The organism is Pantoea allii (assembly GCF_046529425.1).
In the GTDB taxonomy this organism is placed as follows: Bacteria; Pseudomonadota; Gammaproteobacteria; order Enterobacterales; family Enterobacteriaceae; genus Pantoea; species Pantoea allii.
The window spans coordinates 3,596,181-3,612,788 of the sequence record NZ_CP125958.1; the positions used below are offsets into that span (position 1 = coordinate 3,596,181).

General features: G+C 53.2%; 13 protein-coding genes. 2 read left to right on the plus strand and 11 right to left on the minus strand.

The window, feature by feature from the left end; translation table 11 throughout:
* Positions 1-6 precede the first annotated feature (6 nt).
* Positions 7-639: a dihydroxyacetone kinase subunit DhaL gene (dhaL, locus tag QNH99_RS17070; RefSeq protein WP_063878571.1), complete on the minus strand. Its 633-nt coding sequence runs from the start codon at positions 637-639 to the stop codon at positions 7-9.
* A 10-nt stretch (positions 640-649) separates the two neighbouring features.
* A complete protein-coding gene (gene dhaK / locus QNH99_RS17075; RefSeq protein WP_410516966.1) occupies positions 650-1,720 on the minus strand; it encodes a dihydroxyacetone kinase subunit DhaK in 1,071 nt (356 codons plus the stop codon).
* 589 nt (positions 1,721-2,309) lie between these two features.
* On the opposite strand from dhaK, the gene QNH99_RS17080 reads away from it, so the two are divergent.
* On the plus strand, positions 2,310-3,407 hold the full coding sequence (locus tag QNH99_RS17080) for a glycerol dehydrogenase (RefSeq protein WP_096012044.1): 1,098 nt from the start codon (positions 2,310-2,312) through the stop codon (positions 3,405-3,407).
* Between the two features lie 101 nt (positions 3,408-3,508).
* Positions 3,509-5,425 carry a dihydroxyacetone kinase operon transcriptional regulator DhaR gene (gene dhaR, locus QNH99_RS17085; RefSeq protein WP_283354892.1) on the plus strand — a complete coding sequence of 639 codons (1,917 nt, stop codon included), beginning with the start codon at positions 3,509-3,511 and terminating at the stop codon, positions 5,423-5,425.
* Positions 5,426-6,919: 1,494 nt separating this feature from the next.
* Here dhaR and fdnI read toward each other — a convergent pair.
* From fdnI to QNH99_RS17130, 9 genes are all read right to left on the minus strand, one after another.
* On the minus strand, positions 6,920-7,579 hold the full coding sequence (fdnI, locus tag QNH99_RS17090; protein ID WP_145393699.1) for a formate dehydrogenase-N subunit gamma: 660 nt from the start codon (positions 7,577-7,579) through the stop codon (positions 6,920-6,922).
* Positions 7,572-8,456: a formate dehydrogenase subunit beta gene (fdxH, locus tag QNH99_RS17095; protein ID WP_410516967.1), complete on the minus strand. Its 885-nt coding sequence runs from the start codon at positions 8,454-8,456 to the stop codon at positions 7,572-7,574. The genes fdnI and fdxH overlap by 8 nt, the downstream gene beginning before the upstream one ends.
* 11 nt (positions 8,457-8,467) lie before the next feature.
* Positions 8,468-11,518 (minus strand): formate dehydrogenase-N subunit alpha, encoded by a 3,051-nt coding sequence (gene fdnG, locus QNH99_RS17100; RefSeq protein WP_410516968.1) that lies wholly within the window; start codon positions 11,516-11,518, stop codon positions 8,468-8,470.
* A 279-nt stretch (positions 11,519-11,797) separates the two neighbouring features.
* The gene (locus tag QNH99_RS17105; RefSeq protein ID WP_063878566.1) at positions 11,798-13,546 is read right to left on the minus strand and encodes a glycosyl hydrolase family 28-related protein; all 1,749 of its coding nucleotides are present in this window, start codon (positions 13,544-13,546) and stop codon (positions 11,798-11,800) included.
* Between the two features lie 199 nt (positions 13,547-13,745).
* Positions 13,746-14,036 carry a hypothetical protein gene (locus QNH99_RS17110; protein WP_109718296.1) on the minus strand — a complete coding sequence of 97 codons (291 nt, stop codon included), beginning with the start codon at positions 14,034-14,036 and terminating at the stop codon, positions 13,746-13,748.
* Entirely contained in the window at positions 14,033-14,380 is a 348-nt protein-coding gene (locus QNH99_RS17115; RefSeq protein WP_063878565.1) for a hypothetical protein, read from the minus strand. The genes QNH99_RS17110 and QNH99_RS17115 overlap by 4 nt, the downstream gene beginning before the upstream one ends.
* Entirely contained in the window at positions 14,377-14,844 is a 468-nt protein-coding gene (locus QNH99_RS17120; RefSeq protein ID WP_063878564.1) for a hypothetical protein, read from the minus strand. Before QNH99_RS17120 ends, QNH99_RS17115 begins: the two co-directional genes overlap by 4 nt.
* 198 nt (positions 14,845-15,042) lie before the next feature.
* Complete coding sequence (locus QNH99_RS17125) at positions 15,043-15,327, minus strand: hypothetical protein (protein WP_410517682.1); 285 nt, start codon at positions 15,325-15,327, stop codon at positions 15,043-15,045.
* Positions 15,328-15,749: 422 nt separating this feature from the next.
* Positions 15,750-16,481: a S24 family peptidase gene (locus QNH99_RS17130; protein ID WP_410516969.1), complete on the minus strand. Its 732-nt coding sequence runs from the start codon at positions 16,479-16,481 to the stop codon at positions 15,750-15,752.
* Between the last annotated feature and the right edge of the window lie 127 nt (positions 16,482-16,608).

Consider the following 16,608-nt stretch of genomic DNA (forward strand, 5'->3'; position numbering starts at 1 on the left):
TTCTCCTTACTCCCGGGCGGCGGCGGCCAGCATTTGCACCATGAACATGACCGAGGTTGCCCCAGGGTCCTGATGACCAATACTGCGCTCGCCCAGATAACTGGCGCGCCCTTTACGGGCCTGCATCGTAATGGTGGACTGGGCGGCTGACTCTGCCTGTTCGCAGGCGGCATCCAGTGCTGCACTCAGCGACACATTCTGCTCACTGGACTGACGCAGTGACTCCACCACGGCGAGCCAGACGTCACACATGGTTTTATCACCCGGCTCAGCTTTGCCGCGGTTGATCACCCCTTCTGCGCCCTCACGTATCATCTGATACAGTTCTTCCAGCGTCAGGCTCTGATGCGCCTGGGTAACCTGAGCCGCACGAATAAAGAACGTACCAAACAGCGGCCCGCTGGCTCCTCCTACGTTTGAGAGCAGCGTCATACCGGTATTTTTGAGAATAAAACCGATGTCTTTATCTTCAATAGAAGGCAGTTTCTCAACAACCTTGCTGAAGCCACGATGCATATTTAAGCCGTGATCGGCATCGCCGATTTCGCGATCCAGGCCGGTAAGAAAATCACTTTCGCGGGTAAAAACCTCGCCACAACGGTAAAGCCAACGCACAATTTGGGAGCGGGTAAGTGACATGTCGAACTCCTTAATGGCCCCAGTTCAGGGCAGGTGTATGAACCGGCGCATCCCACAGCGCCAGAGAATCATCATCCACACTCAGCAGCGTGATGGAAAAGCCCACCATATCCAGTGACGTGCAGTAACTGCCCACCAGGCTCCGTGCGAGAGTGATGCCATGTTCTTCACAGCGTTGCGCCAGGCGGTTATAAACACCATATAGTTCTGACAGCGGCGTCGCGCCCAGGTTATTGACCAGCGCAATGACGTTGTCGCCGCGCGTCAAGGCCTGCTTACTTTGCTGCACCTCTTGCCAGGAGCCGGCGTTTAAATCCCAGTGACGCAATGTGCGGCTGTAGGTGCCATTCTCCAGCAAAGTTTCGAACATCTCATCGACGGTGTTATCCAGCGAAGTAAAGGTGCGGCGATCGATACCGGGTTCACCATGAATCCCCACACCAAACTCCATTTCATTATCCTGGAGTTCAAACGAGCGTTTTCCTGCGGCAGGCACGGTGCAGGCACCCAGTGCGATGCCAATGGAATGACCACAATTGTTGAGTTTTCTCCCCAGCGCAGCGCAGGCCTCAAGTGAATCGCCTCGCTCTGCGGCGGCCCCCACCAGTTTTTCAATCAGCACGGTGTTCGCTACGCCACGCCGTCCCGCCGTATACAGGCTGTCTTTGACGGCAACGTCATCATCCACAACGATCGTCGTCACTTTTACGCCACTTTCATGCAGTAACTCGGTTGCCGTTTCAAAGTTGAGGATGTCGCCAGTGTAATTTTTGATAATCATCAGCACGCCTTCACCGCCGTCAATCTTCATGGCGCACTCAAACATTTTGTCTGGCGTGGGCGAGGTAAAGATTTCGCCGGGACAGGCACCGGACAGCATGCCATGGCCAATAAAACCACAGTGCATTGGTTCATGACCGCTGCCGCCGCCGGAAAGCAGCGCAACCTTGCCTGCCACAGGCGCATCGGCTCGCGTCATACATACCGGGTCCTGATGAAGCGTCAGTTCAGGATGGGCCAGCGCCAATCCTGCAAGTTGTTCACTCAATACATCTTCCACTCGGTTAATCAGCTTTTTCATTATTCATGCTCCGTCGGAGGCGGTGTGCTGTCGTCTGTGCCTGAGGCAAAGACAACCCGATTGTTGGGAAATCCTGACGGCGGTAGGCCGCTCGTCGATGCACTGATTCTCAGGGAGTTCAGGATAAAAAAAATGTCAGCGAGAAGGGTTTCATAACGGAACGATATGATGATTTTTATGTTCCATAATGAAACATCATGCGCGGCTATCGGATAAAAATGAGAGGCAAAGCAGGTAATGATTCCCGTGGTGACAGGCAAATCCTACTGACTAAGCACGATTTTTTGGGCTGGCTATGACATTGGCGTTTTAACCGCACTTATCGCGGTATCGTTTTGCCATTTTAACATTGCCGGGGACGATCCCGATCGCAACATCACTTTTTACCGTGGTTTATTGTTCCAGTATGAAACATGCAGGGCGGCAAGGTGTTCCATATAAGAACGTTGCCCGCAAAACTTTTTCACCCCACCGTCGATCGTAAAGTGAGTAGCGACGTCGGCTATCATCCGGCTTTCATGTTCAGTTAAGCCAGAGAGAGACGCCAGCGTACACCATGCGAACATGTTCTTACTTGAGGGTGAAAGGAATGCCAAAAATTATCCAGTCTCCAGCCAAATATATTCAGGGGCCCAATGCCGCCCTGTCCTTTGGTCAGTATGCAAAGGATCTGGCCGATCGTTTTTTTGTGATTGCAGATGATTTTGTAATGAAACTGGCGGGCGATAAGGTCTTGAGCGGCCTTGCCGACCATGACGTCAGTTGCCATGCAGAGCGCTTCGGCGGGGAATGTTGCCGAACTGAAATCGACCGCCTGATGGCGTTAGCAGAACAGAACGGCTGTCGTGGCGTGATCGGCTTAGGCGGTGGTAAAACGCTGGATACTGCCAAGGCGATTGCCTGGTATCTCAAACTGCCTGTGGTGGTGATTCCCACTATCGCGTCAACCGATGCGCCTACCAGCGCACTGTCTGTGATTTATACCGAAACCGGTGAGTTTGCAGAGTATCTGATCTACCCCAAAAATCCCGATATGGTGGTGATGGATACTACGATCATTGCTAAAGCACCGGTACGCTTACTGGTGGCCGGAATGGGCGATGCCCTGTCGACCTGGTTTGAAGCAAAAGCGTGTTATGACTCTGGCGCAACCAGCATGGCAGGCGGCAAATCCACCGCCGCCGCGTTAAGCTTGGCGCGACTGTGCTATGACACGCTACTGGCCGAGGGCGAAAAGGCACGCTTTGCGGCCCAGGCCGGTGTGGTGACAGAGGCACTGGAACGTATTGTTGAAGCCAATACTTATCTCAGCGGTATTGGCTTTGAAAGCAGTGGCCTTGCCGCTGCGCATGCCATCCACAATGCGTTTACCGTGCTGGAGGAGTGCCATCATCTTTACCACGGTGAAAAGGTCGCTTTCGGTACGCTGTCACAGTTAATTTTGCAGAACAGCCCGACAGAAGAGATCGAAACCGTGCTGGCCTTCTGCCAGAAAGTAGGACTGCCTGTTACCCTGGGGCAGATGGGCGTGAAACAGGATATCGAGAAAAAAATTCGGGCGGTTGCCGACGCGGCCTGTGTGGAAGGGGAAACCATCCACAACATGCCGTTCCCGGTTACACCAGACAGCGTTTATGCGGCGATTATCACTGCCGACCTGCTGGGACAGCAGTGGCTGTCGCGTTAATCTGTCACCGGTAAACCGCTGGCCCAATCAGTAAGGGCACCAACTTCCCCTTGGCCGCGTCTGCTAAGGGGATTTTCTATGGTCTTTTAGCGGAAATGGATATGACAGCGTTAATTCCCGATAGCGATAAGGACGTTTCTGCGGTGATCACTCAGTCATGGCAGCGTTGCAGTAAATATATGCAGCGGGATAACTGGCAAACGCCACATCAGGCGCAGGGATTAACCTACGAATCAATTTGTCGGCGCAAAACTGCCTTACTCACCCTTGGTCAGGCAACTCTTGAGGATGCGTGGGAGTATATGGAGAATCGGCCTTGTGCCCTGTTTATCCTGGATGAATCCGCCTGTATTTTGAACCGCTGTGGTGATGCACAGACGCTGATGCAGCTTGAGGCATTAGGTCTGCACGACGGCAGCTACTGTGCTGAAAGCATCATTGGTACCTGCGCCCTGTCGCTGGCGGCTTTAGAAGGCCAGCCAGTAAAAACCCACGGCGAACATCACTTTAAACGGGCGCTCCATGCCTGGTCTTTCTGCTCAACCCCGATATTTGATAATCATGGCCGTTTATTTGGCTCTATCGCGCTGGCCTGTCTGCGTCAGGATCAGGCGTCCTCTGATCTTTCCCTCACGCTGTCTATCGCCCGGGAAGTGGGTAATTCGCTATTAACGGACAATTTATTAGCCGAATCCAACCGCCATCTGAACCAGCTTTATGGCCTGCTGGAGAGCATGGATGATGGTGTTATGGCATGGAATGAGCAAGGCGTTCTGCAATTTCTGAATGCACAGGCAGCCCGGCTGCTGCATCTGGATGCCTTAAGCAGTCAGGGGAGGAACATTGCTGACCTTATTACCCTGCCCGCCCTGTTGCGCCGGGCAATTAAGCAGGCGCAGGGATTAAAGCATGTGGAAGTCACCTTTGAGAGCCAGCATCAGTTTGTTGATGCGGTGATTACTCTGAAGCCTATTGTTGAAGTTCAGGGCAACAGCTTTATTTTACTGCTCCACCCTGTTGAGCAGGTTCGTCAACTCATGACCCGGCAACTGGGAAAGGTCAGCCACACCTTTGAACAGATGCCAGAAGAGGATGCGGACACGCGGCGTTTAATACATTTTGGTCGTCAGGCCGCCAAAGGCAGCTTTCCCGTACTGCTGAGTGGGGAAGAAGGCGTGGGCAAAGAGCTGCTGAGTCAGGCTATTCATAATGAAAGTGACCGGGCGAGCGGGCCCTATATTGCCGTTAACTGTCAGTTATATGCCGACAGCACGTTGGGGAAGGATTTTATCGGTAATGCGCCCAGCGAGGAGGAAAATGGTCGGCTGAGTCGTCTTGAGCTGGCACACGGCGGTACGTTGTTTCTGGATAAAATTGAGTATCTGGCTCCTGCCTTGCAATCGATTCTTTTACAGGTGATCAAGCAAGGGGTTTTGACGCGTCTTGAGGCACAGCGGTTAATCCCCGTTGATGTGAAGATCATTGCCACCACGTCGGTCGATTTAGCACAACGGGTGGAACAAAATCGTTTTAGCCGCCAGCTCTATTACGCTCTGCATTCATTTGAAATCGTTATACCTCCTTTACGGGCGCGGCGTAACAGCATTCCCACGTTAGTCACTCACCGCCTGCGCCGACTGGAAAAACAGTTTTCATCCCGGTTTAAACTTGATAACGACGCAATGGCAAGGTTAGTCAATTATGGCTGGCCGGGTAATGATTTTGAATTAAACAGCGTCATTGAGAATATCGCTATCAGTAGCGAGCACGGTCACATTCGGTTGAGTAACCTGCCGGAGTCTTTATTCGCTGAACAGCCTTATAGCGAGACGTCCTCTTCGTTATTACCGGATAATTTATCGTTTAGCGCGATTGAAAAAGAAGCCATTATTCATGCCGCCCGCGTTACCCACGGTCGGGTGCAGGAGATGTCGAATCTGTTGAATATTGGACGCACGACCCTGTGGCGAAAGATGAAACGCTATGCCATTGATGCGAGCCAGTTCAGGCAGAAATAGTGGGGGAATTAGCCTGAGTGGGGGGCTGTTCATGGCTTTGCCTGCCTGGGCGGCATCCAGTCATGTAACTCTGAGAAGGTTTCGCTCGCCAGGCGGCGGGCAGTTTCAGCCCGCCCCGTGCGGGCGACCGACAAGGGGCCGCCAGTCGCCGCGGCCCCTTGACCCCGGGCTCCCGGGTTGCCAGCCTGAGCGGCGTTCAGTCATAAAGCTCCGAGAAGGTTTCGCTCGCCGGGCGGCGGGCAGTTTCAGTCCGCCCCGTGCGGGCGACCGACAAGGGGCCGCCAGTCGCCGCGGCCCCTTGACCCCGGGCTCCCGTCCTGCCCACCCGCCGCTGCGCGGTCCCTTCGCGGCTTCAGGATTTCTCCCGGACCGCCAGGACGCGCCGTCCCTGGCGCGGCCTGACTTTCGCCGACGTCCTGTCGGCTCATCCGGAAATCCTGCATCCGCTCAGCGGGACGGGAAGGCCGGCCCAACTCCCCCGCTTTGATAACTGTGTTAAAACCAACTCTTGTATCGCTTCAGATGCCAGAAAATATCGCTTCAGATGCCAGAAAATATCGCTTCAGATGCCAGAAAAGCATCACAGCTTATTGCTGTTCATTTTTTCATTTTCGTCAGGCTTCCCTGTCTTCAGTTCTGATTCCGCACGTTAATAACAGGCGAAGCAGTATTTCGGAAAAATATACGCCCTCACAGGCGGGGGGTTTCCGGAGGCATCCGGCGCGCTGAGGAAAGAACGGAGGCCAGGACGGCGCGGCAGGGACGCCGCAACGAGGACGGCTGCGCCACGGAGGGCGCATCCGGACGGTCCGTCAGGCCGCAGTGAGTGACGAAGGGACAGCGACGGCTGCCGGACGCCGGGATTGTTAAGGGGCTGGCGCGAGCCCCTTAACCCGACCGCCTGCACGGACAGGCTGAAACTCCCTGCCGCCTGGCGGGCGGAACATGCTCAGAGCATAACGGTATGCTCACCGCCTCACAGGCAGAACATCCCTGAAGCAGGATCACAGCACCTCCCGCATGTCAGCCGGAACACGTCCGATACAAAACAATATTCACCTGCCCACAGGCAGAGCCAAACCAAATGAGGAATAAGTCCTCACAGGCAGGGGGTTCCGGAGGCATCCGGCGCGCTGAGGAAAGAACGGAGGCCAGGACGGCGCGGCAGGGACGCCGCGACGAGGACGGCTGCGCCACGGAGGGCGCATCCGGACGGTCCGTCAGGCCGCAGTGAGTGACGAAGGGACAGCGACGGCTGCCGGACGCCGGGATTGTTAAGGGGCTGGCGCGAGCCCCTTAACCCGACCGCCTGCACGGACAGGCTGAAACTCCCTGCTGCCTGGCGGGCGGAACATACTCAGTGCAAAACCGTAGCGCTCGGCCCGTGCGGAATATGCTCGGAGCAAAACCCTATCCCAACCGCCTCGCAGGCGGAACATACTCAGTGCAGAACCATAACACCCGGCCCGGCCGGGCAAAACCATTGCAAAACCGCTATCGACACCGCCTGGCGGTCTCCACCGCCTCCTTCTCCGTCGCCTCCACCTCACGATACCAACGCGGATGGTGCTTCCGCGCCCAGCGACGACTGACCTTACCCTCAATCATCCCGGTAATTGAGCCTTTAACCCAAAACGCCATATAGATATGAATCAAAATGGCATGGATCAGCACGATCGCGGCTGCGGCATGGATCAGCAGGCTCCAGCGGATAACCGTGATGGGGAAATACGCCGCAAAGTAAGGTCGCCAGATAATAATGCCCGTCACCACCAGCACCACGATCAAAGACATAATGGCCCAGAACATCATTTTCTGGCCTGCATTATATTTACCTACATCGGCCACTTTGTGCTCATTGCCCTTGAGCACTTCGACAATGCCTTTTATCCACGGCACATCCTGCCTGTCAGGGATGTTGTGACGAACAAAGCGCACAAACATCACCATCAACAACACAAAGATCAGTACGCCAAAAAACGGATGTAAAATCCGTCCCATCTGCGGTGTACCGAAGGTTGCAGTGAGCCACTGTAGTGTTGGAAAAAACAGCCCAAGGCCGGAAAGCGCGACCAGAAAAAAGCTGATCACCACGGTCCAGTGGCAGGCGCGGTCGATAAATCGGGTACGCAGGATCATGTTGCGCTTACTCATGATCGTTCTCCTCTTCATTATCCGTCTCGTTATTCGGCCCTATGCCCACATAGTGATAAATAAGCACGGCTAAGGTCGCAATAAATCCCGCAGCGGAAAGCGGTTTGAGCACGCCCTTCCATACATTAACTGGCGTAGCGATTTTTGGATCGGCGGGAAGATGGTGGTAAAGCTCTGGCTTGTCCGCATGGTGCAGAACATACATCACGTGCGTCCCCCCGACGCCTGGTGGGTTATAGATACCCGCATGGGCATAGCCACGTTTTTTAAGCTGTGCCACGCGCGCGTCTGCCACGCTCAACATCTCTTTTTTGCTGCCAAACTGAATGGCACCTGTCGGGCAGGTTTTTACACAAGCCGGTTCCTGACCCACACTCACCCTGTCCACACAGAGCGTGCACTTATAAACGCGATTATCATCGGGATTCAGCCGTGGCACATTGAACGGGCAACCGGCAATGCAGTAACCGCAACCGATACAATGCTCAGACTGAAAATCCACGATGCCGTTAGCGTACTGAATAATCGCGCCAGCAGAAGGGCAGGCTTTGAGACAGCCCGGTTCCGCGCAATGCATACAGCCATCTTTGCGAATTAACCACGCCAGTTTGCCCTCCTGCACAGTTTCGCTGAAGCGCATTACCGTCCAGGATTTTGCACTTAAATCCATCGGATTATCGTAGACACCCGTGCAGTGACCGACTTCATCACGGATATCATTCCATTCTGAGCAAGCCACCTGACAGCCTTTGCAGCCAATGCAGGTGGAGACGTCGATAAGTTTTGCCACTTCCGCATGAAAGTCCCGCGCCTGCGGGGGCGGCGTTAAGCTGTTGGTCGCTGAGCGTTGAATAATATCCTGAGATTGCATAGACATGGGTTCCCTCCTTACGCCCGCTCAATGTTGACCAGAAACGCTTTGTATTCTGGCGTATGTGAGTTGGCATCACCCACCGATGGCGTCAACGTATTGGACAGAAAGCCTTTGCGCGTTGCACCTTCAAATCCCCAGTGGCAGGGAATCCCGATGGTATCTACACGTTTTCCGTCGATCGTTAACGTCTGCAAACGCTTTGTCACCACGGCTTTCGCCTTGATATAGCCGCGTTTAGACATCACCTTAACCATGTCCCCTGCGGCAATACCTTTCTCATTGGCCAGCGATTCGCCAATCTCAATAAACTGCTCAGGCTGCACGATGCCGTTAAGCCGGGCGTGCTTTGTCCAGTGGCGGAACAGCTCGGTAATGGAATAGGTGGTGGCGACATAGGGAAACGCATCGGCTTTGCCCATATTGGCGATATCGTCACTGAAAATACGCGCTACCGGGCTGGAGATGACCGCTGGATGCAGTGGGTTCGTTCCAATGGGTGATTCAACCGGCTCATAATGTTCCGGAAAAGGGCCATCATTCATTTTGTCGATCGAGAACAGGCGTGCAACGCCCTCCGGGTTCATGATAAATGGCCCGACATGTCTGTCTGGCGCAGACGCGTTATAATCCGCAACATCCATCCCTGCCCATTTTTGACCATCCCAGTGCAGCAGTGCGCGTTTTGCATCCCAGGGCTTACCGGACGGATCGGCAGAGGCCCGGTTATACAGAATCCGACGGTTGGCTGGCCACGACCATGCCCATCCTGGCGTACAGCCCAGCCCATAAGGATCGCTGTTATCGCGATTCGCCATCTGGTTACCCTGCTCCGTCCAGCTGCCGCAGTAGATCCAGCAGTAACTGCTGGTAGATCCATCATCACGAAGCTGGGCAAAGCTGCTGAGCTGCTCCCCTTTTTTCGCGATTAACCGACCTTCTGCGTCATACAGATCCTGAAGCGCCATACCATTTGCCTCACGGGCAAGCTCCTCGGGATGCGGATCGTAGGGATCGTTATAATTCCAGTTGAGATTGAGTAAAGGCTGCGGATTAGCCCCGCCCTCTTGCTGGTAAAGCTCTCGCAATCGCATAAAGAGCCGTCCCAGAATTTTACCATCATGTAATGCCTCGCCCGGTGGCTCTGCCGCCGCCCAGTGCCACTGTAGCCACCGGCCGGAATTCACAATCGATCCGTTCTCTTCGGCAAAGCAGGATGACGGCAAACGGAAGACTTCGGTCTGGATCGTCTCTGGCTTAACATCATTCATTTCGCCGTGGTTTTGCCAGAAGTTGGAGGACTCTGTTACCAGCGGATCAATGACCACCATGTATTTGAGCTTTGAAAGCGCGCGAGACGATTTGTTTTTATCGGGGAAGGCAGCAAGCGGATTGAAACCCTGAACAATATAGCCGTTGATTTTGCCCTCCAGCATCAATTCGGCCTGCGTCATCACATCATAAAGACGATCCCATTTCGGCAACCAGTCATAGCCCCAGTTATTTTCCGCAGTGGCATGTTCTCCCCAAAAGCTTTTCATCATGCTGACGAAAAACGTCGGCGTGTTCTGCCAGTAGTTCACCTCATTAACCCCCAGTGCAGGCGGTGTAATCTGTGAAATATAGGTCTGATAATCTGGCTGATGCTCTGAAGGCAGAGGCATGTAGCCCGGCAGATTGGTCGACAGCAATCCCAGATCGGTATAGCCCTGAATATTCGAGTGACCGCGCAGCGCATTAATGCCGCCGCCCGCCATACCGATATTGCCGAGCAGCAGCTGCAACATGGCCGCCGCCCGGATAATTTGCGCACCGGAAGAGTGATGAGTCCATCCCAGCGCATACAATATCGTTGCTGTGCGATTCGGCACGCTGGTGCTGGCCAGCATTTCACAGATACGGGTGAAGTCAGCGACAGAGGTCCCACATAATCGATTCACCATCTCTGGCGTATAGCGTTCGACGTGCTTTTTAAGCAGATTCCACACACAGCGCGGATGACGCAGTGTGGTATCCCTTCGCGCATTTCCCTGTTCATCGAGCTGATAGAACCAGCTGGATTTATCATACTGCTTCTTATCCGCGTCAAAACCGCTGAACAAGCCGTTATCAAAGGCGTAATCATCGCGAATCAGCAGGCTGGCATTGGTGTAATGCCGGACATATTCATGCTGAATACGGTCATGTTCAATCAGGTAGCGGATGACGCCAAGCAGGAACACGTTGTCCGAACCGGCGCGAATCGGCGCATAGACATCGGCAACGGCGGCGGTTCGGTTAAAACGCGGGTCCACCACAATCACCGTGGCGTCATTTTTAGTCTGCGCCTCAATAACCCATTTAAACCCTACCGGATGCGCTTCAGCCGCATTGCCCCCCATAACCAGCACAACGTTGGCATTTTTGATATCGACCCAGTTATTGGTCATGGCGCCGCGGCCGAACGTTGGAGACAGCGCAGACACCGTGGGCCCATGACACAAACGTGCCTGGCAGTCTATCGCGGTCATGCCTAAACTGCGGGCAAACTTACCATCGAGCATGCCCGTCTCGTTACTGGCCGCCGAGGAGCACAACATGCCCGTAGTGGTCCAGCGGTTAACCGTGACGCCTTGGGCATTTTTCTCGATAAAATTCGCATCGCGATCGTCTTTCATCAGACGGGCAATGCGGTTGATGGCCTCATCCCAACTGATGCGCTGCCAGGTGTTTGATCCCGGCGCACGATACTCGGGGTACTGCAAACGGGTTTCACTGTGAATATAATCCAGTACACCGGCTCCTTTCGGGCAGAGCGAGCCACGACTGACCGGATGGTCCGGATCGCCCTCTACGTGGTAGATACGTTCTCTCACGTTTTTAGCGGTGTCGCCCAGGCTGTAAATCAACATGCCGCAGCCGACAGAGCAGTAGGTACAGTTATTGCGTGTCTCTTTCGCTTTTATCAGTTTGTATTGACGGGTTGCTGCCTGCAAAGAGAAAGAGGATAAAAATCCGAGAGATGCAACAGTGGTTCCGGCCAGGCCACCTGCGCAGATGCGGAAGAATTTTCTTCGGCTGAGTTCCATGTAGCCTCCAGAGTAAAAGAACAACAACGAAAAGTTGCACAGACTATAAGGTTATTTAGCCCCTAAAACCATTGACTCTGTATGGTTATTGATGCAGCGCAATATTCTATTTGTTAAGCCCGATCGCAGTGTTGATTAAAACGGGTGCAGAAGCTGTTTTGCGCTATCTGCGGCACGCTCTCAGATAGTGCTCACAGTGACGAGAAGCCTGAGAGCCGCACAATGCTGGGCACAACGCAAAAAAAAGCGAGGCCGAAGCCTCGCGTAGGGTTGCCGACGTTAATCGTAATAAGGCACCTTACGATCGGTACCGTTAATATTGATGAGCACAAAACCCGTCGGCGTCGTTTTGTTGGTCGGTGTGCCCACCGCCGTAGCGAGAGTCACCACGCCTTTTTCATTGGCTCCCAGCCCTGCCACGCCATTGTGCAACCCAAAGCGTGCCGCTGGCTTGAGCGTTCCCACCTTCGATACGTCATCAACCAGCGACATATCACTTTGAAACAGGGAACAGGAACCCGTATCAAAGCGCGTTGGTCCGGTGGTTTTCAGGTTAAACATGGTTTCGCCGCTGTTGGCTCTTAGCTTAACCCACACGCCAGCATAGGTGGTGCCCACCCGGTTGTAACGGATATCAATAACCGCTGGCTGCCCCATATGACAGGCATCAGCCCAGACCGTATCCAGTCGTTGCAGGTTGATCCAGGTCTTCCCGGTGCCGGGCATGTTGATGGGCGATCCTGCTGTCCCCGAAGGCGTGGTGTTATCCGCTTTACCGATCAACTCAATGACCCATTGCTGATTGGGTGACGGGAAAAACACCTGACCTAAACGGTACCAGTTATCCGTCTCGGTGTTATTCACCACCTTGTAGCCGCTAAAATACCCTGCCCGCAGCGAACCACTCATAAAGGTGCCGTAGTTCTCGTCACGGCGGTAACCATACTCAAAGGTGGAAAGCCATTTCCCCCCGACCAGATCCTGACTGAGTTTGGAGCCTGACTGCAGGTTAATATGACGCATTACCACGCGTGCATTATTCAGTATCAATGGCGCACTACAGTTCTCGACATTGAGCGTATCAATGGTCCAGCCGCCATCGGACAGATCGCCGGGATTGCGCGTATGTTCGATCCATACGTTGCGCATGATCGCCTGCGTCATGCGCGGCATATACAGCGTGGCATCGCCATAGCCCGTCTGGAAATTGGCATTACATAACTCAATGGCTGTGGAGTGATCCCAGACGCCTTTGGGTGAACCTGACCAGCCGATATCGAAAACGCGCGAGTAGGTGGTATTGGTATAGATTTGCTCAAACTTACTGTCGAGCGTGTCCTGCAGCTTAAAGATGGTTCCGCCGCTGCGCTGCCCCCGAAAGCAGCTGATATTAACGATTTGCCCTGCCATACAACTGTTTTCAAAAAACGCCTGAACATTGCTGCACATTTCAGGGGTAATGGTTGCCGTGTTGGTGACAGTATCGGCACTGGCCTGTCCGTCCCAGGTAATCCCGCGAATGGTGGTACGCCGAGCCTGAACTTTGAACAGGGTATTGGCACTTTTATCTGACACGATGGTGGTGCCGGGCAGAGAACCCAGCGCCAGATCGTCCCCGGCCAGACCAAAGAAGGGGATTTCCGTCTCACTCAAGTCCATGGGCATAATCAGGAAGCGCCCGCCAGGGAAACGTACCGGCAATCCCTTCATATTCTGGCTGTAAGTTTGTGACCAACCGAGAATACGTTTAAACGCATCGGTGTCATCCGTGACGCCATCGCCCTTTGCACCAAAATGCAGGATGTTCACTTCTCGCGGATCGTTGATTGAACGCTTCCAGTAGAAGCCGTTTCCTATGGCTACCGTACCGCCATCATCTTTTAAAATTGTGGTGCCGGTAAACCCCACAAAATCGCCGCCGCCACGAAAGCTGGAATCTTTATCGTAGTAGCGTTTCAGTACGGCAATTTCACCTGGTTTTGACGGCATGGTCGTACGAAGCTCAGCAAATGAGTTAACTTCAATCATGATATCCTCCTCAGGATAATAGGCTGTAAATCAGAAAGTTAAAGAATCTTCGGCAGCGGAATGACCACACAGGACATCCCATAAATCGTTGTGGCTGTTAATGGCGCGCACGGTGCGAATATCTGCTTTGTGAGCGTCATCGCCATGGGTGTAGATGGGGGAAAAGAGAATGCAGGCTGAATCGCTGTAGGTGGCAGGTTTAAGGTTGGTGGTATTTGGACTGCTGCAGCTTGTCGCGAGCAGCAGCGTCATCAAGATTAAGGTTATCAGTCGCCACACGCTTCGCCTCCTCACTATTGCGTTGCTGTTGATGAGTAACATTCGCCATGCGATTTGCCTCTTGCCTGGCGCTGTCGGCTTCCGACCGGGCTTGCTGTTGCACCTTGCCGATCTTCTTACCTCCCACGTAGCTGGCAACGACGGCGATGATCAGTGCACCCATCGTCGCCAGTCCGTGCCAGCCGCTGGTAAACAGAGAAATAAACGTCATGATGTCTCCTTATTGCTGGGGCGCTTTTCATTCAGCAGGTTTTTCTGGCGAACAAATTGCGCGATGACGCCCATCGCCACCATAAAGGCGCCGATGAGACCAAGGTAATTGTGGGGAAGGATGCTCTTCACATCGTCAGGCAGCGTTTGCCAGGCATTCAGCGCAGAAGAGGGAAATGACTGAACCCAGGCGCTTAGCATTGACCCCAGCGAAGCCAGCCATACAGACCAGGTTTTAAATAACAATTTGGCGTGAGAAACAAACTGCAGCGTGGTGAAGCGCTGCATTAACAGCAGAATAATCACGACAACTAATACCGCGATGATAAAAAACAGCCATCTCATAACAGCCCCCGATAAACGTCGTAGTTACCGCTGCGCATAACGTCAGCATGACGTCTCACTCGACCGGGCGTTTGCCGTGCCCACAGGCTGTTAAGCATGGCATCGCCCGCCTCCGTAAAGTGTTCACGAGCGATTGCGCTGAGCATATTTTTAAACTGTAAAACCCCATCAACGCCCAACTGGTACGCCATGCTCAACAGCACGTCGGTACGCGCATCATTGCACTTTGCCAGCACCTGTTTCAGGGGAGCGCGACTCTGCATATCTGTCATCTTGTTTTCCAGAATGCATTGCTTCCAGACATCGCCTACGCGGCGCGGCACCCGCAGGACATAATTGCTTAACGATGCGCCTTTAGGGCCAATCCGGATGCCGGCAGCGACTGTGGGGAACCCCAGGGTGTCGAGATAAGGCATTTCAGCGTAACCTTCTTCAAAATTCAGAATTGCAATAATCTGGCTCATAAAAACTCCTTAGTAAGGGTGCAGGCAACCCATCCCGTGCGGGAAAACATAAAACAAACTGATTAGTGCCAGAGATAAACGCAGTGGGAATTGCGATTAAAGGTGCAGCAGCACTAAAGCATTTGCGCAAAGGTCAGGCTCAGGAAGGAAGGATGGCGTTACCTGCGACAGGCAGTGAATCAACAGCGGTCACACGATTCAGCGAACCGCGTAAAGATGAACATGGGGCAGACAACAGTTATCAAAACCGGAGACGTCTTGATTTCTCAGGCGCGGCGCGGTTACAGCACGATCGACCGCTGGGGTAACCTGCCGCTGACAAATTTGTTCAGCACGCCGCAAAGGACGCGTTTCGGGTGGGTAGTTAAGTGCTTCGTCAATGCTTTGGCTTTGTTTAAGACGGTTGAGAGGTTGACGCCGCTGATGACGGCGGGTACGTGCATTGCCCATAAAAACGCTTTTGCCATAATGAATTATCGCCATAACTCCTCCTGTGAATGAGTCTTTGGCGATAGGGTGGCAGGCGAGCGTTTTGGGTTTGAAGAACAAGCTCGAATGTCGCTGAATGGTGTTCACAGGCTCTCCTCCCGGCTGAATAATCAGTCAGGTGGAAGGGTCAGCAAAAGGGTACAGGCGGCATCTGACGACGCTGCATTATGCGCATCCACCCCATCCCAAAGCTCATTGGCTTTTGGGGGGTTTGATTCGCGCTTGTGCAGCGCCTCAATTGTTTAAGAGCGTTTCATCCATGTGGTAACACGTTCTTTCATCCATGCTCAAATTATTAACAGGTTCTTATGCTTTATCAAACACCACTGGTTAATTTATTTTTTACCATAAGTTAACTTTTTGAATTTAGACCGATTATTTTTTTGCCTTACAGGTGGCCCAGCCTGCTGAATTGTCTATCCCAGAATGTGATACTGCCCGGCCTGACTCATAATGACTTTTGCCAGCACGTTTAAATTACCCGCCTCATTCCGGTCCAGATACCAGGTTTCATAACGCTTATTATCTGATATGACGGCAATTCTTTTGTGTTGCAGTTGCAGCCGCTTGAGATACAGCTGTTCATCCAGGGTGAAAATATAGATACCGTCGCCGTCAAACTGTTGGACGCTTATGTCCACAAACAGCTGATCGCGTGGTGCAAAAGTGTCGGACATGGCATCGCTGTTGATCGCAATTAATCGAATATGATCTGCCGGACGGCCACTGAACAACACGCGGGCTTCATCCTCACCGTATTCGATGGCCTGAATGGTTTCGACAAAATCATCCCCCACAGGCAGACCTGCGCCTGACTTCTGCCCTAAATCAAAACTGTTCACGCGGAAGGTGTTTTTTTGGCAGGGGACGTCGTGAAGCGGGTAAGGTTCTGGATGCTGATCCATACCATATTGCAACCACTCTACCCGCACGCCAAGCAGCTGGCTGAGCGCCAGTAAATTGCCATTATCAGGCACAGACTGAGCGTTAAACCATTTCCACACGCCCGGCGCTGAAATCTTACAACCCTGGCGTTGTAACGCGCAGGCGACCTGTTTGTTGCGTCCGTGTCCTGTAATGCCCGCACTTTCACAAGCGGCTATCAGCCTGGCGGTGAAAGCTTGTCGGGTACTCTCTTTTTTAACCATCAGTTAATAATCGACCATTGAAGAGGAGCTGAATGTTATTTTCATTATTGCTACCAGTTCATTTTATATTACCGCCAGTTTACTACCTAACCGCATTACTAAGCATTTCTGATTATTATTTACAGTT